The 21875-nt window shown below is 39.4% G+C and carries 16 protein-coding genes; 13 read left to right on the forward strand and 3 right to left on the reverse strand.

Going from position 1 to position 21875, the window contains the following annotated elements; genetic code table 11:
* Complete coding sequence (locus ABJD64_RS18560) at positions 1-1068, reverse strand: FAD-dependent oxidoreductase (RefSeq protein ID WP_348180758.1); 1068 nt, start codon at positions 1066-1068, stop codon at positions 1-3.
* 100 nt (positions 1069-1168) lie between these two features.
* Here ABJD64_RS18560 and ABJD64_RS18565 point away from each other — a divergent pair, with 100 nt between their 5' ends.
* From ABJD64_RS18565 to ABJD64_RS18585, 5 genes are read left to right on the forward strand one after another with little or no spacing between them, the layout of a single operon-like run.
* Positions 1169-1780 carry an MBL fold metallo-hydrolase gene (locus ABJD64_RS18565; protein WP_348180757.1) on the forward strand — a complete coding sequence of 204 codons (612 nt, stop codon included), beginning with the start codon at positions 1169-1171 and terminating at the stop codon, positions 1778-1780.
* Positions 1777-2469, forward strand: a complete 693-nt coding sequence (locus tag ABJD64_RS18570) for a CDP-alcohol phosphatidyltransferase family protein (protein ID WP_348180756.1) — start codon at positions 1777-1779, stop codon at positions 2467-2469. The genes ABJD64_RS18565 and ABJD64_RS18570 overlap by 4 nt, the downstream gene beginning before the upstream one ends.
* Positions 2470-2523: 54 nt before the next feature.
* Positions 2524-5898, forward strand: a complete 3375-nt coding sequence (gene porU, locus ABJD64_RS18575; RefSeq protein ID WP_348180755.1) for a type IX secretion system sortase PorU — start codon at positions 2524-2526, stop codon at positions 5896-5898.
* Between the two features lie 28 nt (positions 5899-5926).
* Positions 5927-7150: a type IX secretion system outer membrane channel protein PorV gene (gene porV / locus ABJD64_RS18580; RefSeq protein ID WP_348180754.1), complete on the forward strand. Its 1224-nt coding sequence runs from the start codon at positions 5927-5929 to the stop codon at positions 7148-7150.
* The gene (locus ABJD64_RS18585) at positions 7150-8418 is read left to right on the forward strand and encodes a pitrilysin family protein (RefSeq protein ID WP_348180753.1); all 1269 of its coding nucleotides are present in this window, start codon (positions 7150-7152) and stop codon (positions 8416-8418) included. Before porV ends, ABJD64_RS18585 begins: the two co-directional genes overlap by 1 nt.
* 123 nt (positions 8419-8541) lie before the next feature.
* Here ABJD64_RS18585 and ABJD64_RS18590 read toward each other — a convergent pair whose 3' ends face one another.
* A complete protein-coding gene (locus ABJD64_RS18590) occupies positions 8542-10752 on the reverse strand; it encodes a WG repeat-containing protein (RefSeq protein WP_348180752.1) in 2211 nt (736 codons plus the stop codon).
* Positions 10749-12029 carry a glutamyl-tRNA reductase gene (gene hemA / locus ABJD64_RS18595; protein WP_348180751.1) on the reverse strand — a complete coding sequence of 427 codons (1281 nt, stop codon included), beginning with the start codon at positions 12027-12029 and terminating at the stop codon, positions 10749-10751. Before hemA ends, ABJD64_RS18590 begins: the two co-directional genes overlap by 4 nt.
* Before the next feature lie 189 nt (positions 12030-12218).
* Between hemA and guaB the strand changes: the two genes are divergently transcribed.
* The 8 genes from guaB to ABJD64_RS18635 all read left to right on the forward strand — a co-directional run bounded on the left by guaB (position 12219) and on the right by ABJD64_RS18635 (position 21806).
* Positions 12219-13688, forward strand: a complete 1470-nt coding sequence (gene guaB, locus ABJD64_RS18600; RefSeq protein WP_348180750.1) for an IMP dehydrogenase — start codon at positions 12219-12221, stop codon at positions 13686-13688.
* Positions 13689-13869: 181 nt separating this feature from the next.
* Positions 13870-15924, forward strand: a complete 2055-nt coding sequence (locus ABJD64_RS18605; protein WP_348180749.1) for a SpoIIE family protein phosphatase — start codon at positions 13870-13872, stop codon at positions 15922-15924.
* 1 nt (position 15925) lies between these two features.
* Positions 15926-16267 carry an STAS domain-containing protein gene (locus ABJD64_RS18610; RefSeq protein WP_348180748.1) on the forward strand — a complete coding sequence of 114 codons (342 nt, stop codon included), beginning with the start codon at positions 15926-15928 and terminating at the stop codon, positions 16265-16267.
* A 1-nt stretch (position 16268) separates the two neighbouring features.
* Positions 16269-16688, forward strand: coding sequence for an ATP-binding protein (locus ABJD64_RS18615; RefSeq protein ID WP_348180747.1), 420 nt, complete (start codon positions 16269-16271; stop codon positions 16686-16688).
* Positions 16685-18646, forward strand: a complete 1962-nt coding sequence (locus ABJD64_RS18620) for a peptidylprolyl isomerase (protein ID WP_348180746.1) — start codon at positions 16685-16687, stop codon at positions 18644-18646. Before ABJD64_RS18615 ends, ABJD64_RS18620 begins: the two co-directional genes overlap by 4 nt.
* On the forward strand, positions 18636-19505 hold the full coding sequence (locus ABJD64_RS18625) for a peptidyl-prolyl cis-trans isomerase (protein WP_348180745.1): 870 nt from the start codon (positions 18636-18638) through the stop codon (positions 19503-19505). Before ABJD64_RS18620 ends, ABJD64_RS18625 begins: the two co-directional genes overlap by 11 nt.
* On the forward strand, positions 19486-20835 hold the full coding sequence (locus ABJD64_RS18630) for a peptidylprolyl isomerase (RefSeq protein ID WP_348180744.1): 1350 nt from the start codon (positions 19486-19488) through the stop codon (positions 20833-20835). The genes ABJD64_RS18625 and ABJD64_RS18630 overlap by 20 nt, the downstream gene beginning before the upstream one ends.
* A gap of 5 nt (positions 20836-20840) precedes the next feature.
* Positions 20841-21806, forward strand: a complete 966-nt coding sequence (locus ABJD64_RS18635; protein ID WP_348180743.1) for a MoxR family ATPase — start codon at positions 20841-20843, stop codon at positions 21804-21806.
* Positions 21807-21875: the final 69 nt, after the last annotated feature.

Consider the following 21875-nt stretch of genomic DNA (forward strand, 5'->3'; position numbering starts at 1 on the left):
TCATTTTTTTAACTCCGTTGGATAATTTGAGTAATAACGACTGATGCTAATTTCTGTATCCAGTGCCGCGCCGTCCAACAGATGTGCAGTCAACAGTTTCGAACATTGAGGAATTAGCGATACCCCTTTGGATCCAAAACCATTAAAAACATAAATATGTTCATTATCTGGATGTTTTCCAATGAAAGGACGACGATCTTTTGTGGCTGGTCGTATTCCGGCCCTACTTCCTTTTATCGTATACGCTTCGTTCAATAATCCGCTTAGCTTTTCTTTTAATTCATTTTCACCGGCTTCGGTTGGTTCCAAGTTTTCGAAATTCTTTTGATAGGTAGATCCTACTCTTACACTCTGGTCATCAAATGGCAATATGAAAACGCCACGATTGTAAATAGTCTCGGGGCGTCTGTCTAATTCGATGTCCATAATCTCGCCCTTTACGGGATGAAATGGAAGCCAACTAAACCATTGAGATTTTTGAGCCATAATACCGTTACAAAATATAATTTTCTTGAACTTCAGATCACCGAAAGAAAGGTGTTCTTTATGGAACATCAAATCCTTTTCATAAAACATTATTTCCTGGTAACTACCCTTATCAATAAGTAGCTTTTTATTAGCATTCAAAAGTTTCACAATATTTACATAACCTGCCTGTTTCAAAAAAAGGCCACCAGAGGGGTCGTTGAGTTTATGAGAAGTAATACGAGATGTTGAAGTTCTATCAATATAAGGATTGAATTTTGGGTCAGACCTTTTGGCTTCCCAATCATTTTGATCTTCTATGGCCGCATAGGGACGATAGATGCCGATGGGATGGAAGAATTTTGCACCCAAAATTTGCTCTAGTCGAGGGTAAAATTTGATTACTTCAGGAAACAGACTGTCCGCATTCCATGTTTTAAACATTTTTCTTCCAGTGATTGGGTTGAAAAGACCTGCAGCGACCACTGAAGAATGGTTGGAATCAGGCTGATCAAGAACCATTATTTTCTGACCTCTTTCAAGCAACCGTTGTGAGATAATGGCTCCGGCTAATCCATGGCCTATAATTAAGTAGTCGTACATGCTTGTGCTTATATTTGCGAATGAGCAATAATCCAACAAAATTGCAGACTTACAATAAATAATTATGATCCAAATTCAGAATTTTGTTTTCAATCCTTTCATGGAGAACACATATGTGCTTTATGATGAAAGCAAGGAGGCCATAATACTTGATCCAGGATGTTATGAACAGGCAGAAAAAGATGAGTTGACAGACTTTATTGAAAGCAATGGGCTAAAGGTAGTTCGACTAATAAACACACATTGTCATATCGACCATGTATTTGGTAATTCATTCATTAAAAAGAAATATGGAGTTTCCCTGGTCATTCATAGAGAAGACGAGGCTACGTTGCGTTCAGTGGAAGTCTATGCGCCGGCTTATGGATTTCAGAGTTTTGAGAAAACAGAAGCGGACGAATTTTACGAAGAGGGCGATCAAGTCAAATTTGGAAACTCAGTTTTGGATATTCTTTTTACTCCTGGTCACGCACCTGGTCATGTGGTACTTGTAAATGAGGAACAGAATATTTGCATAGGTGGAGATGTATTATTCGATGGAAGTATTGGCAGGACGGACTTACCTGGGGGTGATTTTGATACTTTGATTAAAAGCATTCATGAAAAAATATTTACACTTGGTGATGAAGTAGTAGTATACCCGGGACATGGCGGGACCACCACTGTGGGTAAAGAAAAAGTGTCAAACCCATTTTGCGCATTATCAAAATGAGCATACGAAATGTCATACCAAATGCTTTTACCAGTTTCAATTTGGTTTTCGGTTGTCTGGCTATAATAGAAATCTTTGAGGGAAGATTAGAAAATGTTATCTACTACACTGTATTATCTGGTATAGTAGATTTTTTTGACGGTTTCTTAGCACGATTGCTAAAGTCTGCATCGAACATTGGTAAAGATTTGGACTCTCTAGCAGACATGGTATCATTTGGTGTGGTGCCTGCATTGGTAATGTATCAATTATTACAAATTAGTGCGCCAGGAACTTATTGGCCTTATCTGGCGGTTTTGATAGTAGTAATGTCAGGATTGAGGCTGGCAAAATTCAATAACGATGAGCGTCAATCAGATCGTTTTTTTGGTTTGCCTACGCCTGCTAATGCCTTTCTTATTATTTCATTGGCCCATTTGGCCACTGATGGTATCTTGTGGGAGGTGGTTAATAACTGGCAAGTGCTTGTTGGTATTACTTTGATCACGTCAATATTGTTAGTAATAGATATTCCTATGATGGCGTTCAAATTCAAACAATATGGTTGGAAGGGAAATGAGCTGAAGTACATATTTTTGATTATAACGATAATAATGGCGTTAACACTTCAACTTGTGGCCGTTCCATTGATAATCGTCTTGTACATAACAGGTTCTGTCTTGGCTTACGTGTTTTCACTCAAATTATAGTGGAACCCGAATATTAGCCGAATTGCCACGTTAGTAAATCAGGTTTAAAATAGAGTGAGTAGAAAATTACATATCGTTTGGGGTTTTAGTCTGATATGGCTTTTGGTTTTGGATGGATATTCTCAAATCTCAACATCTGTATTGTCCGAAGGAGATTGGTATAAAATTGCTGTACTAAATGATGGTGTCCACAAAATTGACTATGCCTTTCTATCCGAAGTAGGTTTAGATATAGACGGTTTGAACCCTACCCAATTGGCTATTTATGGCAATGCTCACAATGGTATGTTGACCCAGCGTAATGATGCTGAAAGACCAGACGATCTTGCAGAAAATGCGATATTCGTCTCAGGTGAATCGGACGGTAATTTTGACGTTGGCGATTATCTCTTATTCTATGGAAAATCTTTGGATCACTTAAGCTATGATCCGGCAATAGATAATTTTCTTTTTGAAAGGAATGTCTATAGTGACACAGCATTCTATTTTTTAACCTTAAAAGATACCGGGGGTAAAAGAATGACCTCAGTCGCTCAACCTGCCAGCGCCACACTCACCACTACCTATAAGTCATTTGATGCACACGAACTTGAAGATAACGCCATTATCAGATCTGGAAGACACTGGTATGGCGAAAGATTTACTACGACCAACCGTAGTCACCAAATTACTTATACTACAGCCGGAGTAGTAAAAAATTCAGACATCAGAGTTTATTTAAATGTTCTCTCAAGGTCAACTGGCACTTCTTCATTCGATATTAGTGCCAATGGATTGTCTTTGGGTTCTATCAACATGAATCCCATTTCATCCGGTACTTATGTGACACAAGCAGATGTAAAAAAGGATACCTTCAACTTGAATAGTTCTACGGTTGACTTGGCTAATGGGCTTAGGCTTAGTTTTCAGTTTAATGAATCCGGTTTTAGCGATGGTTATGTGGACTATGCACACCTAGTTACGGAGAAAAGCTTGGATTTAGTCAATGGTGAATTAATCTGGTATAAGAGAGACGGCGAAGAATCCTATAAAATTTCTGGGGGCGCTGAAACAACGTGGATTTGGAATATATCTGATCCCTTGTCTGTAATAAGCATACAGCCCGAAACTTTGGGAAATGATCTGCTTTTTGGATCCACATTGGAATCGACCAAATACGTAGCCCTAAATGAAGGACAAGAGTCAATTCCCATTTTTGTGAAAAAGATTGCCAACCAAAATTTGCATGGATTAGCTGCCGCCGATGGAATAATTATTACCCATGGTAATTTCCTTGCCCCTGCTCAGCGTTTGGCAGACTTTCGAGCAGCTCATGATGGGTTACTGGTTGAGGTGGTAACAGTGGATCAAATTTTCAATGAGTTTTCAAGTGGCGCTCAGGACGTGACCGCCATTCGAGATTTTATCAAACTGCAGTATGAAAAATACAGTCAACTCCAATATGTGTTGTTTTTTGGCGATTGCTCCTTTGACTATAAAGACCGAAGCTTACGATCAACGAATTTCGTTCCAGTGTATGAGTCAAGAAACTCACTGCATCCACTATGGAGTTATTCGTCCGATGACTATTTTGGATTTATGGACGCCGAAGAGGGTGATTGGACGGAAACACAAGCGGGAGATCATACAATGGAAATTGGGATTGGTCGTATTCCTATTCAGACCGAAGAAGACGGAGAGGCAGTCGTCAATAAAATTATACGCTATCAAACAAATAGGTTAGGGTATGGTAACTGGAGAAATAAGATCACTTTCATAGCCGATGATGGCGATAACAATATTCATCAGCAGGATGCAAATATGATGGCGACCTATGTGGACACCACTCGCAAAGAGTTGAACGTGAATAAACTTTTTTTAGACGCTTATGAGCAGGATCAAAACAAATCACCACAAGCATCAAGTGCTTTTCTTGATGCCATCTCAAGAGGCAACCTGATCGTAAACTTCACAGGCCACGGGAATGAAGGTCAATTGACACATGAAGATATTTTTAATGAGCTCATGATCTCTGATTTGAACAACAACATTCTAATGCCACTATTTATCACGGCAACCTGTCAATTCGGAAATTATGACAATCCAAATCAAGTTTCAGGAGGTGAACAGATGGTTTTATTACCCTACGGGGGAGCAGTTGCACTAATTACTGCAACCCGACCGGTTTTCTCTAATACCAACTATCAGCTCAATGAAGCATTCTATTTTTCCGCAATGCAAAAAGAGAATGGCGAATACAAGAGACTTGGAGATATTATGCGTGAGACTAAAAACAACAGCCTGGCTGGTGCCGGCAACAGGAATTACGCACTACTTGGGGATCCAATGTTGAGAATTGCCTTTCCAAGACAAGAAGTAGTTTTGACAGCCATTAATGGAAAACCTCTTGATCAATTGGATACACTAAAAACATTTGGTAAATATAAAGTCAGTGGAGAGGTGCAAGCGGAGAATAATTTAGATTCGAAGTTTAGTGGCGTTGTTTCAATGACCGTTTTTGACAAACCGTCAAAGTTTCAAACCTTAGGAGATGAAAGTGTCAAAGAAGTCTATGAACAAAGAGATGTACTGTTGTTCCAAGGTCAGGCGACAGTTACGGAGGGCAAGTTTGATATTGAATTTGTAGTACCCAAAAATATAGACTATTCATTCGGAGAAGGGAAGCTCAATTTCTATGCTGTAAATAATACTACGACAGTTGATGCACATGGCGAATTTTCAGAAATTATTGTTGGAGGGTCGGAGAAAGTGGTTAATCCCGATCGATCAGCTCCTGATATAGACATATTTCTTAATGATACCACTTTCATATCAGGTCAGGTTGTTGGACCATCTCCTATATTACTTGTTAGACTTACTGATGAGAGTGGCATCAATACATCAAATGCCGGATTTGGAAATGAACTCATACTTACTCTAAATGACACCGAGCCAATAGTTTTGAATAATTATTATTCAGCTTCACTTGACACCTATCAGGAAGGTTGGGTCTCATATCCTTTGGATAATCTTGAACCTGGTCGTTACCAGGCGACAATCGATGCCTCAGACATTTTCAACAACTCCGTTCAGCAAACCGTCGAATTTTTTATTACCGAGGAAAACAGCATTAAGCTGACGGAAGTCATGTCCTATCCGAACCCCATTATGCCAGGTATTAATGAAACTACAATTTCATTTAAACATGATAGATTGGGCGAGGACTTGCAGGCCTTTCTTACAATCACAGACATGCAAGGGAATAAAATATTAACTGAAACCTACCGTTTTGATAATGTCTCTGAAAATACGCTACAAATAGTATGGAACTTGGCCAGTTCTGGTGCAGGTAGAATAAGAAAAGGGATATATATTTATAGGCTCAAAGTGCAAAGCAAGGTAGACAATTCTGCGGGGGATGCATTTAGAAGAGTAGTAATACTGAATTAGCTATCTTTGTGCCTTAATTTTTTAATCTATGACAACAACAACAATTAGAAGGATCACTTTAGTGATCATCCTTTCACTACCCGGCTTCGTTGTGTTTGGACAAATTAGCTTGGACGATTTAGCAGGACAAGAGGGGTCTCGTGTGATCACAACCGCCGTACCATTTATAAGTTTTGCCCCTGATTCCAGAGCATCTGGAATGGGAGACGTAGGAGTGGCTACCTCGCCGGATGCGAACAGTGTTCATTGGAACAATGGTAAGCTCGCCTTCATAGATCATAATTTTGGAGCCTCACTCTCTTATTCCCCATGGCTGGGAAAGATAGTAGACGACATGTCTCTGTCTTATTTATCAGGATATTATAAAATAGATCGCATTCAGACTGTAGGACTATCCATGCGCTATTTTGATTTGGGCGAAATTCAATTAACAGATGATGGAGGCAATCCTTTAGGAATTGAGAATCCTCGCGAGATGGCCTTCGACGGAACCTATTCAAGAAAATTGACGGAAAAGATTGGCATCGGCGTAACGGCACGATATATCTGGTCTAACTTGATCGGTAGTGTCACAGGTGCAGCCAAACCCGGCAAAAGTTTCGCGGTAGACTTAGGCTTCTACTATACCAATCCTATTGTAATTAGCGGTAAAGACTCTGAGATTTCTTTTGGAGCAGCGATTACTAATATTGGGCAGAAAGTAACCTATAGTAGCGAAAGCGAGGCAGATTTTATTCCTATCAATCTTCGCGTAGGAACGGCCTTAAAAGTAGGACTGGATGCATACAACTCATTGACTTTTGCATTGGACTTGAACAAGCTCATGGTGCCTACTCCACCGATCTATGCAGAAGATCCGGATACTGGAGAACCTGCGGTTGACAATAATGGAGATCAGATTATTTTCAAAGGCAAAGATCCCAACAGAAACTTAATCGGAGGTATGTTCGGTTCATTCTCGGACGCGCCAAACGGGTTTTCTGAAGAGATGCAAGAAATCATGATCGCCACAGGAGTGGAATATTGGTATAAGGAGCTGTTTGCCGCTCGACTGGGCTATTTCTATGAAAACAAGGATAAAGGAGGAAGACAATATCTCACCCTAGGATTAGGGTTTAGGTATCAAAAATTTGGGGTTGACTTCTCATATTTGGTGCCTGGAGACAACAATCACCCATTGGCAGAAACAATCAGATTTTCATTGTTGTTTAACTTCGATAAGGCAGAAGTACAAGATACCACGCTTAATTAATGCTCGATAGAACTTTAGCGCCACCAGCAGGAGAAATTGCATTTGAAGGTCTTCCCCAGGTGAATGAGAAAATTCTTGAACAAGGTGCATCGCTTTTTTGGCTAAACGCCGGTGATCAACCTGTAGTCAAAGTTGAGATTGTCTTTCAATCTGGCATCTGGTATGAGCAAAAAAAAGCAATTTCCTGGCTGACAGCAAAAATGCTGGTTGAAGGCACCAAAAGTAAATCCGCCAAGCAAATTACTGAGGGTTTCGAGAAGTTGGGTGCTTTCCTTGAGATAAGCCCGGGCTTTGATGATGTATCCGTTTCAATCTATGGTCTGAAAAGAAATTTCGACCAAGTAATAGGCTTGTTAAATGAGATGGTAAATGAATCTACCTTTCCAGAGCAGGAATTTGAGATTCTTAAATCAAATCGAAAGGATCAAATCAACCTCAATGACAACAAAAGTAATCTATACGCTTCCAAAAAACTGAGAGAAGCGATATATGGCCCGGTTTTCCCTTACGGCCAGGCTCTGACACCTGAAGATATTGAAGCAGTATGCCTGAATGACGTAAAGGAGTATTATCAAGATCGTCTTTTTTTCAAACCTCAGATTTATTTGTGTGGGAATTTGGACAATTCACTGATTCGCTCAATTGAAGATCATTTGTCCTTACCATCAGCAGTTGATTCAGTTGGAAAAAAAATAGAATTCAAGTCTGTAGATAAAAGTATTTACGTCGAAAGAGAAAATAGCCTCCAATCTTCAATTCGAATGGCATGGCTAATTCCAGATAAGAGTCATAAAGATTATTTTGACTATCAGATCGCTAATAGCTTGCTTGGAGGATATTTTGGATCACGACTGATGAAAAATATCCGTGAAGAGAAGGGGTACACTTATGGCATACATGCCTATCCTGTTCATCTTAAACACAGTTCATTTGGCTTAATCGCAGCAGATGTTGTGGCATCGCATACTTTGGATACATTTTCAGAAATCGAGAAAGAAATCGAAAAGTTATTGAACGACCCTATCGATGTAGAAGAGATCGATGTACTAACTAATTACATGGCAGGGTCTTTTTTGGCTTCTATAAATACTCCTTTTCAGCTAATGGGTAAGTTTAAAAAGGCGCATGAGGCAGGGCTGGACATCTCTTATTATGATAGATATTTTAGCGCCTTAAGGACAACTAAGGAAAACGATGTTAAGTATGCAATTGAAAAGTATTTTAAATTAGATGAGGCTTACAAGACAATCGTTGGTTTAAATCACTGATATCAAGGTATTCATGCTGGTAGATTCGTTTTGAGGATTTTTTTGAGCTTCGTTCACGCGTTTTGACTCAGATATTCAGTTTTCAATTGACATTTTTCTTAAGTGTAAGAATGTGCTTGAATACTACTCTAATTCTCTCAATCCCCTATCGAGACAAATATATCGTCCATTTGAAATCTCTCTAATATCGGAATACTTAAGAGGAATACTATATCTTCCTGATGAGTCTATTAGGCCATAGAGACTCCTTCTTTCTACAATAAAGTGATTGTCCATAGTAGGCCGAATATCTGAGTATAACGGCTGAAGAAGTGGATCTCCAAATTGATTAAATAGACCGAACTTGTTCTTTTTTTTGGCCAATAAGAAATCGTGCGTTATGGTAGAAATGAAGTCATATTCTATCTTAATTTTTTCTGATCCATCAGGGCTTATAGCTCCAACCTTACCATTCCGCCACACCAGTGAGATACCATTTCGAAAAGGGGTGACATCATCATAAGTGGGTTGAATGATCAGCTTTTCTTTTTTGTCTATAAAGCCCCACTTGTCGTTGAGTTTTACCGCAGCGGATTCAGAAATAAATGGCTTTGTTTTTTCGTACCTATTGGCTATGAGAAGCTTTCTTCCAAAGTCGACATAGCCGTATTGACCATTTTTCTTTATGCTGATTAACCCATCACTTACATGGCAAATATCCTGCGTTTCTTCAGAGAGAGGCAGGATCCAGAATCCCTTAAAATTGACCAAACCGGTTTGATTACCCTGCCTTACGATCACATAGCGTCGATTTATTGGTGAAGAAATGCTATCGTATATCGGATGAAGAATTACTTCTCCCAAATGCGATACCAATCCACATTTCCCTTCAACTGTAGATTCCATGTATCCAAAGAAATTTGGTTTGAGCGTATTGAATGTTTGGAAGAGAATTTTACCTCTATAGTTGATAAGGTCAGTTCTTCCATGTTTGGTCACCAGGGCAGAATTAACTTTTTCTATGGTCACCCGATCGTATTCGGACTGACCAATAAACTCGCCAAATTGATTAATTATACGGCGAGAGCCTAAATAGTTTACCTCCGCCATATTACCTATGAACGCACCGGCCTGATCAAATTTTATCGGAATGGCAATTCCTCCGGAGTGATCGATATATCCCCAGTAGCCGTTTCTTTTTACCGGTATAAGATTATTACTTCCTATAATTAGGCTATCAAAGGCTCGCTTTGAGATGTTTGTACCAAATTTATTGAACACCTGCCACTGATTGCTGTTTAGGCCATAAATGTAATTTTGATCAAATTGTAGTGAATCAAACCCGGTTTGATTGACGGGCTCTCCATTGAATTTTATAATATGAAATTTATTACCTTTTTTAAAGATTAAATTTTTTCGATAGGCAGATAATCCTCTGAGCGATTGGCCTCGGAATATTGATTCAAAACTGTTGGTCAAAACTTCATAAAATCCATTTCGAACCACAACCAACAAGTCTGTCGATAGCTCAAATAGAGAATCACAATAAAAACTTTTTATGCGCTTATGTGAAGCATTGAATATTTGATATTGCATGAAGTACTCTGATGCTTTCGCAGAATTGATATGTTTAAACTCAGGATTGTGTATAATTAGTCCGGAAGAATCGATGGCACCAACCTTGCCTGATTTGAATATCAATGAATGACTTTCAGATGCCGGAGCAATACTGTCTAGTGTGGCTTTGATTTTAACGTTTCCATTTTTATGTATAATTCCTTTTTTACTGTCAGCCGTAGTGAAAATAAAGAGATCATTCTTGAAATAGGATATATTTGAAAACTGAGTGGCCAATAAGGATTGGCCGTTCTGACTGAGCAGGCCAAAATATGATTTACCCTCCCTTCTTTCTGATACCATGATCAAATCATGGACAGGTTTTAATGAGTGGTATTTAAAATCAACAACCAGATTACCTTTAGAGTTGATAACACCATAAAACAACTCATTAGAAAATCTCCCTTTTTTTGAAGCAATAATAAGATTCTTATGATGCGCCTCGAGGGAGTAATACTTGGGACTGGTGATGACTTTGTTTTTTATGGAAAGAAGACCCCATTCCTTAGCATAGTAACCTATTACGTCATCCACAGGTAAATTGAACCCTTTGCTCCAACCCAGTTGATCATAAATCGCGGGAACAATAACTTCACCTGTTTGGTCTTTTAGGCCAACTTTTGCGTTCTCCTTATAAAATTGAATTGAGGACTGACTTAGCCCAATTTCTGTTTGAAATTGCAGTAGAACTAAGAGGAGGAAGGTATTTAAATGGAAAGAGTAAGCGAAAATTCTCACTCCTTGGATTTGATTTTTTCAGATTGCTCCTCGAGATTGAATAGATCATTGAGCACTTCTATCAATGAATCTGCTTCTCCTCGCTGACAAGCAGCTTTGAGTTGTAACACGGGCAACTTGATAATCTTTTGCATCATATTTTTAGTCACCTTGTCAAGCAGCTCAGTTTCACTATCATTTGCCTTTTTTAAATAACGGGCGATTTCGTTTTGGCGAATCTCTTCAAGCGCATTTTTCAGCTTGTTAATTACCGGTGAAACTTCCATTTCCTTAGACCAATTGCCAAATTCCTCAATGGCTTCTGTGATAATAGCTTTTACATCCGGAATGGCTGCCAGCCTGTTCTCCAGAGCCTGTGTAGCTTTTGCCTGAATACTATCGACATTATACAGTAAAAGCCCATTGATTTCTTCTATATCCTGAGCAATACTTCTTGGAATGGAAAGGTCGAACAAGTATTTATGACTTAAAATTTTATCGTTGGAGAAGGTTCCTTTGGTAATCAGTGGGTTATCCACCCGCAAGGAAGAAATTACTACATCCGCATCTAATATGGCACGCTCATAATCTTCGAACGGAACCACGGCATAACCCAGTTCTTCGGAAAGTGCCTGAGCCTTTTCAATGCTTCGGTTGCAAATAAACACTTCTTTATCTGCTATGTGCTCCAGATTGCGAGCTACATCCTCACCTATTTCTCCTAAACCCAACACCAGAATATTTGGCCTTTCATGGGCCATTGTCAATTCGTCAATCAATTCTACAGTAGCATAAGATACTGAGGCTGCACCATCTCTGAAGGCAGTCTCCTGAACCACTCGTTTGTTAGTGAAGAATATCGTATGCAACAGTCTATGTAAAAAGGGGCCAACTACATTTTGGTCAGCTGCCCATTGATAGGAGGTTTTTACCTGATTGATGATCTGCAAATCTCCAACCACTTGTGCTTCCAGCCCGATCGAAACGTTGAATAAGTGTTCTACTGCCCGACCGTGCTCGTTTAGGTTTGAGAAATATTTTCTGTATTTGGAAATGTGATCCAGTCCCTTTACAACTCCTATCAGCTTAACAATAGTGTCATAGTGGTCAGCTGAAGAAGAATAGTAGACCTCAGTGCGATTACAGGTAGAAATAATCAACGCCTCGGAGATATCTGAGTAGTCCTCTATCATTTCGAGTAAGCGCTTACACAGCGTCTCATCGAAAGCCACCATCTCCCTTACCTCTACCGGGGCACTTTTATAGGATAAACTTACTGCTTTGAATTGATTATGCATGGCTTATTATTTCCAAAAGAGCAAAATTAACTTAAAAACGAAAAGTTTACATGACATGGATCATACGCTGCCTTATTTAGAATTATTATAAATAATTTAATAAGCTAGAAAATTATTCTAATCGTTCATGCTTATTCCTAACTTTTTTGACCCTAGCTTTGTGCGGCAAATAAAAACACTTATTTGCACATGCATTTCGACAGTTCTAAATTGGTTTTTGAGGCACTCACCTACGATGACGTGCTTCTACTCCCAGGTTATTCAGAAGTATTACCAAGAGATACGGATACGAGTACTTATCTCACAAAAAACATTAAACTAAATATTCCGCTGGTTTCCGCCGCTATGGATACCGTGACCGAATACGAGTTGGCGATTTCTATGGCGCTTGAAGGGGGTATAGGTTTTATTCATAAAAATATGACTATTGAGCAGCAGGCTGCGCAGGTTCGCAAGGTCAAAAGATCTCAGAGTGGGATGATTATTGATCCTGTTACTTTGCCTGGAAATGCTACAGTTGGAGATGCCTTGGCAGCGATGAAAGAATTTAAAATTGGTGGTATTCCTGTGGTAGAAAAGGATAAGACCTTAGTAGGTATCATTACCAACCGTGATCTTAGATTTCAAAAGAATAAGAAACTTTTGATTAGCGAAATCATGACAAAAGATAATCTGATCACCGCCAAAGATGGAATTGGACTTGAGGGTGCCGAAGAAATCCTACAAGAGTATAAAATTGAAAAACTCCCGATTGTTAATGATGCTGGGAAAATGACCGGACTTATTACTTATAAGGATATTCTAAAAAATAAGGACAAACCAAATGCTTGTAAGGATGAATTTGGCAGATTGCGAGTAGGTGCTGCAGTGGGCGTCACTCCTGATATTAAAGACAGAATTCAAAAATTGATCGAAGCTGGAGTGGATGTTGTCTCTATCGACACGGCTCATGGACATTCCAAGGGTGTAATAGATACTTGCAAAACCATTAAAAAAGCATATCCGGATCTAGATGTAATAGTAGGAAACATAGCCACAGCTGAAGCGGCTGTAGCACTTGCAGATGCAGGTGCAGATGCCATTAAAGTTGGCGTAGGGCCTGGAAGTATTTGTACAACGAGAATTATAGCAGGTGTTGGTGTTCCGCAGCTATCCGCCGTCTACGAAGCAGCAAAGGCTGTAGAAGGAAGGAATATTCCGATTATCGCTGATGGTGGAATCAGGTTCTCCGGTGATTTTGTGAAAGCGCTTGTGGCCGGGGCCAACTGCATCATGATTGGTTCGTTACTTGGAGGAACAGAAGAAGCTCCTGGCGAGGTTATTATCTACGAGGGCAGAAAATTTAAGACTTACAGAGGCATGGGTTCCGTAGAAGCAATGGAAGACGGTTCTAAAGACCGGTATTTTCAGGATGCCGAAGATGATGTAAAAAAATTGGTACCCGAGGGCATAGTAGGCCGAGTACCTTACAAAGGCAAAGTATCAGAGGTACTGTATCAACTCAGTGGTGGGTTGAAAGCCGGAATGGGATACTGCGGCGCAGCCACTGTAGAAGATTTGAAAAAGGGAAAATTCGTGAAAATTACCGGAGCTGGAATGGCCGAGTCTCACCCGCACGATATTCAGATTACCAGGGAGGCACCGAACTATAGTAGGTAGCTGTGTTTGCTTGCTGGCAAAAGAGTATTCAAAGGCCATTGCAAATCGCAATGGCTTTTTCGTTTTTATAGTTTGGAGACTGAGTGCCTATGCTTTGGGTCTGCCGTATCAACGGCTAAACATCTTATGTCTCCCATTCCGCAACTTTTGCTAAATTGCCACGATTAATTGAATCAACTGAATGCTCTCACAAAAAGGCATAATTAGATTAAGTGTAATCCTTGGGATTATCTTCTGGTCGCTATTTACTATAGTCGATCTGATGGCGCTATTTAGCGAGCTCAACAACATTGCTTTTGGTTTCCCAGCTTTCATCTCAAATGCCTTATTGACTTTTTTCATCATAGCTCTTATTCTCTTCTATCGATTCAACATTGAGCAGGCAGAGAGCGTCAATTTCGTAGACCTACTGTGGCGCGTCTTTGTTTCAGGTTTGATAGCCACAGTGGTGACACTAAGTATAGAATTTTTCTTTACCATCTTCGCTACCAGCAAAGTAGGCAGCAACACACTGATCATCAATTTTTTATATCACATCAATATAGGGTTAGTGATTGCCTTTCTGGTCTCTACCTTCATCGTTTGGAAAAGACTGATTTTATATCAAAAATCCAAATCACTTTTAGCGGCCTGGCAGCTTTACGAATACGCACTATTTGGTACACTGATATTCGATTTGTTCTCTCACGATTATCAGGATCCGGCATTTCTTGCCGTCTATTCCATATTGGTCATTATTGGGCTGGCACTATCGTTCAATCTAAAATGGATTGCTTATCTAAATTTTAAGCAAAAGTGGAGAAGTATATTATTTGTGCTGCTGGTGATTATTTACATCTGGTACTTCTTCAAAACATTGATGTACTTCTCTGAAAAGGTCCACCTCGTTCGGGACTTACTAGATAGTGTCTTTATCCTTGCTCTGATCACTTTTATTGTCATCTACTGTGCGATTGCTTTGCTTGTGATTCTGTTCAACCTTCCTACCACATCGGTATTTGAAAAAAAACTGGAAGAGGCTGTCAATTTTCAGCGGCTCAGCCAATCCATTCCTGCCGGAGAAAGTGAAGAAAAGGTATATGAAATCCTGCTTGACAGCTCGGTCAGCGCGGTCTATTCTGAGGCTGCATGGTTGCAGATTTCAGATCCCAATAAGAAAGTGGAGGTTACCCTGACCCACAACCTGGATAAGGAACTGATTCCAAAAATCACCAAGGCAGTCAACAATAGTCGCTTCAAAAAGATTTTGAATTCTGACTTTGAGAGAAACCCTAAATCGCTTAAAATATCTGCTAATCTTAAGGAGGTCAACTTCCGTTCCATCCTTCAGTTTCCGGTAACGGTAAAAGGAGAAAAAATAGGTGTTCTGGCACTGCTCAAAGAGGTAAACGATGGGTTCAATAGGGAAATGATAGATATCATCGACACTTTCGTGAATCAGGCAAGCATTTCGGTAGAGAACTTCAGATTGCTCAATGAAGCCATAACCAATGAGCGGTATAAGGAAGAGCTGAAAATTGCCAATCGGGTACAGAATAAGTTGCTTCCCGATAAATTAGAACCCTGCGGGGCCTATGATATTCATGCATTTACCAAGGCGGCGGACGAAGTCGGTGGCGACTACTACGATGTCTATCATCTAGATGAAGAACGAACGGCTTTGATCATCGGTGATGTTTCCGGTAAGGGAACTTCAGCGGCCTTCCATATGGCGCAGATGAAAGGCGTGTTCCAGAGTTTGGTTCAGCTGGATTTGGACCCCAAAGAATTTTTAGTACATGCAAATAATGCCTTGAGCAGATGTCTTGAAAGCACATCATTCATTACCGTATCATTTTTTGTAATAGATAGTAAATCGAGGAAAGTGAACTTTGCTCGCGCTGGACATTGCCCTTCGCTTTACTATAGCGCAAAGACTAGAGAAACCCAATATTTTAAGAACAGAGGCCTTGGTCTCGGAATATTGAGAAACTTCAATTTCCATAAATACGTACAAGTCAACGAGTTTGAATACCAGGCCAAGGACGTGCTGGTATTGTATACCGACGGAATTACCGAAGCCTGTAATAATAAAAAAGAGCAGTTTGGCTTCGAGAGACTACAGAGTGCTCTGACCAAGCATGCCGACCAATCACCTGATACTATTCAACAAGGCATAATCGACGATCTATATGAGTTTTGTGGGAAGGAGTCATTGAATGATGACTATACCCTATTAATTGTGAAATTTAATTAGAATGATAAAAATAGATAATCATATTAATGATGACCCGGAATACTATCAGCTTTCAGTTGGCGGAGAGATAGATGCCTCATCGTCTATTCACCTTGAAGAAGGTTTGAAAGAAGCTATGACTGCAAGTAAAAAAATCATTGTGGATTTGACTGAACTGGAATATATATCATCAGCCGGTCTGGGCGTTTTTATGTCGATTATTCAAGAATTGGACAATCAGGCAATAAAATTTGTTATCTACGGTATGTCCCCCAAAGTCTACGAGGTGTTTGAAATATTAGGATTGAATCAATTGATTACCATAAAAAAAGGCAAAGAAGAGGCACTTGAGGCCATAAAATAAAATGCATCAGTTCAAGACCAATTGTAAACGAGAGAGACTCAAGGAAATTCGACACTTTGTGGCGGAAGTACTCGCGGATATTGGTTTGTCTGAAATTGACGCTCATAAGGTCATCCTGGCCGTGGATGAGGTCTGCGCTAACCTAATCATTCACTCCAATAAGTGTAACCCTTCTGAATGCCTGGAACTATTTATTGAGGATCACGGTGCTGAGGGCGTGCTTTTTGAAATCATCGATTATGGTATTGGATTCAATTACAACAACTACAAAGAACCCAATCTGGAAGAGATTATTCGCAAAAGAAAAAAAGGTGGCCTTGGAATCATGTTGGTAAAAAATATAATGGACACCGTAGAGTTCAAAAATGAAGAAAATAAGAATATTTGCAGAATGATTAAAAAGTTTACCAGAACCAAATGATCCAAACCAGCCGATTATTACCCTTTTTCATACTTTTTGTATTTCCTCTTTTATCTATTGCTCAGTTAAGCAATGATAAAGACATATTGTTCCAACTCGGAGATGAGCCATACTCACTAAAAGAGTTCAACTACTACTTTCTTAAGAATTCGGAAGAGCCATCCGCGGACAGTGCGAAAATTAAAATTAACGAATATCTCGACCTGTACGTAAACTTTCGACTTAAAGTGAAAGAAGCCGTGACTCAAGGCAAAGATCAATTGCCGGATTTCAAGGAAGAATTTGAAGGATACAAAAAGCAGTTGGCTGAGCCTTACTTGATGCAAACCAAAGTGAATGAAGAAATGGTACAAGAAGCCTATAATCGAATGACCTTCGAAGTATCGGCGTCACATATTTTAGTAAAGTCAGATAATGATACTAATCCGGAAGATACTTTGAGAGCTTACCAGAAAGCTGTCGAAATAAAAAAGAAAGTCGCTTCAGGCGAGGACTTTGAAGCAGTAGCCGCTCAGGAGTCAGACGATCCTAGTGCCAAACAGAACGGCGGAAATCTCGGATACTTTTCTGCACTTCAAATGGTATACCCTTTTGAGAATGCAGTCTATAAGAACGAAGTTGGTGAGATCGTTGGGCCTGTTAAAACTCGATTTGGTTATCATATCATTAAGATCAACAACAAGCGCCAAGCCAGAGGTCAGGTTTTGGCAGCACATATTATGATAAGATCAAAGCCAGACACCATCTCAATTTCTAATTCGAAAAATAAGGCACAGTCTATTTATGGTAACATAAAAAATGGAGCCGATTGGAAAGAACAATGCAAACTTTATTCTGATGATATTAGAACAAAGTCAAATAGTGGCGAACTTCAATGGTTTGGAACAGGAAATCTGGTTCCCGAATTTGAAAATGCTGCATTTAGTCTGCAAAAAATCGGGGATATATCCGAACCGGTACAAACACGTTTTGGTTGGCACATAATAAAGTTACTTGATAAAAGAGGCATGGCTTCTTTTGAGGAAATGAAGGCCGACCTGGAAAGTAAAATATCTAGAGACAGCAGAGCCAAGGATAAAAAATCGACTACCCTTAGAAAGCTCAAATCATCACAGCAATTTAGAATGAATGATGAGGTTTGGCAGAATTTAATTGACTCATTTGATTCTACCTTGCTAGAAGCCAAATGGAATTATGATCCTTCCAATCCAGAATTGTCGAATACATTGTTTACTACTAGCGGTACCAATTATTCACTTGAAGATTTCCTAAAATTTGCTCATGAAAAACAAAAGGAGAGGAAATTGACATCACTTGAATTATATATAGATCAACTATACAACCAATTCGAAGAAAAGAGCATTTTCGATGAAGAACTAAAATTAATAGAAGTCAATAATTATGACTACCAAATGGTGCTGGACGAATATCGAAGTGGGATTCTTCTATTTAATCAAATGGAAGAAGAAGTTTGGAATAAGGCCATTGTAGATAGCGTTGGGCTTCAGGTATTTTATGAAAAAAACAAGAAAAAAAATTACAAACTCGCCGAACACGCCGTTGTTCGAAGGTTTGTTTCAAAAGACTCTCTGATACTCCAAAAGGTTGGATCTCAGTTGGATAAATCAAATTCCGAATTGGATAGTCTATTCAATAAGGAAGAACCATTAACTTTGCAGACTTTTGATGAAAAAATCGAACAAGGAAAGAAGCCATGGCTAGATGACCGTTGGGAGGTTGGGACTTCAATTCAAAAAGGAGAAAACTATTTTGTACTTTGGAATATTCGAGAAATACGACCTGATGGGTATAAAGCTTTAAAGGAGATTAAAGGAATGGTAATCTCTGATTATCAAAACGAACTGGAAAAACAATGGTTGAAAGCGATGAGAAAAAAGTATCCACTGAAACTAAACAAACCAGCGCTTAAAGCATACATTGAAAAATTTGAGAAGTAAAGCATATATAGCAATATTAATTATGCTCTCGGCAGTTGCTTGTGAGCAACTCTATTATGTAGATACGGCAGAGGAGGTTGATGAAAGAGTCAAAATAGCTCGAGTGAATGATATTTATCTATATGATGAAGATATTAGCAGTTTAGTGCCAAGGGGAAATCAATCAGCAGACAGCGGCATGATCGTGTCTAAGTATGTCGACTCATGGGTCAAAAAACAGCTTACAATTGAAAGAGCATCAACAGAGCTTGATTTTGATGAGGCGAAGATCGAACGTAAGATTTTAGATTACAGATATGCGCTGATGGTTCATGAATTTGAGATGCACTACATTAATCAACATCTGGACAAGGAAATATCTGATGAGGAGGTAGAAAAATATTACAATGAGAAGTTTGAAAACTTTGTACTTCGCCAAAATATATTGCGATGTCTATTTGCCCAAGTACCCGTCGAAGCCCCACAAATAGAAAACTTCAGGAAACTTATTAGAACCTATCCTGACTCAAATCTTGAAGAGATTCAGTCTTATTGCTATCGTTTTGCCTCCAAGTCCTCTTTGGAAACCGAACTTTGGATCAACTTTGATGAGGTCATCAGCAATACACCATTGGTCAATGTTCAGGAAAAGGCTGGTTTTTTAAAGAACAACAGTTTTGTGGAGACATCAGATGAAAAATATTACTATTTCATAAGAGTGTTAGATTATAAAATATCGAATCAAATCGCACCATTGGCTTATATCAAGGATGATATTGAAAGCATTTTGATTAATAAGAAAAAAGTGGAGTTAAGAAAAGAATTAGAAGAAGAGGTTTATAAAGTAGCCAAGGAAAACAATGAATTTGAAATTTATTAAGTTAGGAATAGTTGCCCTTCTGATTGGGATTATCAGTGATGCCCAGGCCCAATCCGCAGATGGCAAGGGAGTAGTGATAGACAAAATCATTGCAAAAGTAGACGACTATATTGTACTCAAATCAGAGTTGGATCGAGCTTATTTGGAGTTTTTATCGCGGGGTGAGTTGTCCCAGGGAAATGCCAAATGTCAGATATTGGAAAATCTGGTCATTAATAAAATGATGGTTGCAAAGGCAGAGATCGATTCCATTTACGTGTTGGATGTAGAAGTTGAAAGCAACTTAAATAGAAGAATGTCCTACTTCATTCAACAAATTGGGTCCGAAGAACGGATGGAAGAAATCTATAATAAGTCTATCGAAGAGTTCAAAGAAGACTTGTTTGATCAGATCAAAGAACAGATGATCGTTCAAAAAATGCAAGGAACGATTGGTGAAGATGTAGAAGTCACTCCAGCAGAAGTTAAAAAATTCTTTGGTAAAATTCCGGCAGATAGTTTGCCATACTTTTCTACTGAAGTTACAATTGGACAAATTGTAAAGATTCCGGATGTCAATGAAAATCGTAAAGCTGAAATAAAGAAGCAGATGTACGAATATAAAAAGAGAATAGAAGATGGAGAGGATTTTGGCCAATTGGCAAGGAAGTACTCAATGGATCCGGGATCAGCATCGGCTGGGGGTGAGCTTGGCTTTTTTAAGCGAGGAGAACTAGCTCCCGAATATGAGGCCGCCGCATTAAGCATGAAGCCTGGCGAAATATCTAAACCAGTTGAGTCTCAATTTGGTTTTCACCTGATACAACTCATAGAGCGACGAGGAAATACTTATAACTCAAGGCACATACTGACAATTCCTAAATCTACAGAAGGTGATGTTCAGGACGCAAAAGACTTTCTGGATAGTCTGAGAAGTGCTGTTATAGATGATAGCTTACGTTTCGAAGTGCTCGCGAAGGAACATTCGGATGATCAGCAAACCAGCGGTAATGGCGGGTTCTTTAGTGATGCTACTGGTGCGATGAAAGTATCAGTGGAAGAAATTGACCCCACTTTATTCTTTACTATAGATACAATGGCTGTAGGCAGTATTACCAGACCTATGGAATTTAGAATGGCAGATGGCACAGATGCAGTTCGCATCATCATGTACAAAGAAAAAACAGCGCCACACCAGGCCAATTTACTTCAGGATTACCAAAAGATAAGAGCAGCAACTGTCGCGAGTAAGCGCAACCAAATTATGTCAAAATGGTTTAAGGAAGCGCAGGGAGAGGTTTACATCAACATTGACCCTGAATTTGAAAGTTGCCGAATTTTGGTAAATTAACGTCTATGAGCAAATATGCAACCGAAGTAGAAGCCGCAGATGCCTTGCATCAGGCTTATTCAAAATTAAAAAAAGAAATATCTAAAGTAATTGTGGGCCAGGATGAGGTAGTCAAACTATTGATTACGTCTATTTTTTGTCAAGGCCATGCGCTATTGGTGGGAGTTCCAGGCTTGGCAAAAACACTGTTGATTCGCACAATTTCTTCCGCATTGCACTTAGATTTTAATAGAATACAGTTCACTCCAGATCTGATGCCTTCAGATATTTTGGGAGCAGAGACCTTGGACAAGGACAGAAATTTTCAGTTCATTAAGGGACCTATTTTTTCCAATATCATCCTGGCCGATGAAATCAATAGAACCCCCCCGAAAACTCAAGCTGCCCTATTGGAGTCTATGCAAGAATATTCAGTAACGGTGGCGGGAAAGCATATGAAACTTGATGAGCCATTTTTTGTATTAGCTACGCAAAATCCGATCGAACAAGAGGGGACCTATCCTCTTCCTGAAGCTCAGCTAGACAGATTCATGTTTATGATCAATCTGGACTACCCATCCTACGAATCAGAAATTGATATAGTTAAAAATGAGTCGGCAGCAGCAATCAAGGATATCAAAGGGGTATTAGATGGCAAACAGATTTTGGAATTTCAGGCTCTGGTAGACAAAGTGCCAGTAGCAGACAATGTTGTAGAATACGCAGTGAATCTTGTGCATAAAACGAGACCGAATTCAGATCGGGCCTCAGAGAATGCAAAGTCTTACCTAGAATGGGGGGCTGGGCCAAGGGCCTCACAGTTTCTTATTAAAGGAGCAAAATGCAATGCCCTCCTGAATGGCAAGTATTCTCCCGATATAGAAGACGTACAGGCCGTAGCAGAGCCAATTCTCAGACACAGAATAGTGCGAAACTTCAAGGCTGAAGCTGAAGGCGTATCCTTAAGTCATATTATTGCTGAATTATTGTAAATAATTTCAACCTGAAGACATTGCGTGAACCTCGCCTGTCCGCCAATTTTTTTATATTTGTGGTTGTGT

It is taken from the genome of Reichenbachiella sp. (genome assembly GCF_039944555.1).
In the GTDB taxonomy this organism is placed as follows: domain Bacteria; phylum Bacteroidota; class Bacteroidia; order Cytophagales; family Cyclobacteriaceae; genus Reichenbachiella.

Excerpts from the sequence above, each read along its gene's own strand:
- ABJD64_RS18620 (WP_348180746.1), top strand. The coding sequence starts at position 16,685 with ATGATCCAAACCAGCCGATTATTACCCTTTTTCATACTTTTTGTATTT.
- ABJD64_RS18560 (WP_348180758.1), bottom strand. The coding sequence starts at position 1,068 with ATGTACGACTACTTAATTATAGGCCATGGATTAGCCGGAGCCATTATC.
- ABJD64_RS18570 (WP_348180756.1), top strand. The coding sequence starts at position 1,777 with ATGAGCATACGAAATGTCATACCAAATGCTTTTACCAGTTTCAATTTG.
- hemA (WP_348180751.1), bottom strand. The coding sequence starts at position 12,029 with ATGCATAATCAATTCAAAGCAGTAAGTTTATCCTATAAAAGTGCCCCG.
- ABJD64_RS18610 (WP_348180748.1), top strand. The coding sequence starts at position 15,926 with ATGATAAAAATAGATAATCATATTAATGATGACCCGGAATACTATCAG.
- ABJD64_RS18630 (WP_348180744.1), top strand. The coding sequence starts at position 19,486 with ATGAATTTGAAATTTATTAAGTTAGGAATAGTTGCCCTTCTGATTGGG.
- ABJD64_RS18605 (WP_348180749.1), top strand. The coding sequence starts at position 13,870 with ATGCTCTCACAAAAAGGCATAATTAGATTAAGTGTAATCCTTGGGATT.
- ABJD64_RS18585 (WP_348180753.1), top strand. The coding sequence starts at position 7,150 with ATGCTCGATAGAACTTTAGCGCCACCAGCAGGAGAAATTGCATTTGAA.
- ABJD64_RS18565 (WP_348180757.1), top strand. The coding sequence starts at position 1,169 with ATGGAGAACACATATGTGCTTTATGATGAAAGCAAGGAGGCCATAATA.
- ABJD64_RS18635 (WP_348180743.1), top strand. The coding sequence starts at position 20,841 with ATGAGCAAATATGCAACCGAAGTAGAAGCCGCAGATGCCTTGCATCAG.
- ABJD64_RS18615 (WP_348180747.1), top strand. The coding sequence starts at position 16,269 with ATGCATCAGTTCAAGACCAATTGTAAACGAGAGAGACTCAAGGAAATT.
- porV (WP_348180754.1), top strand. The coding sequence starts at position 5,927 with ATGACAACAACAACAATTAGAAGGATCACTTTAGTGATCATCCTTTCA.
- guaB (WP_348180750.1), top strand. The coding sequence starts at position 12,219 with ATGCATTTCGACAGTTCTAAATTGGTTTTTGAGGCACTCACCTACGAT.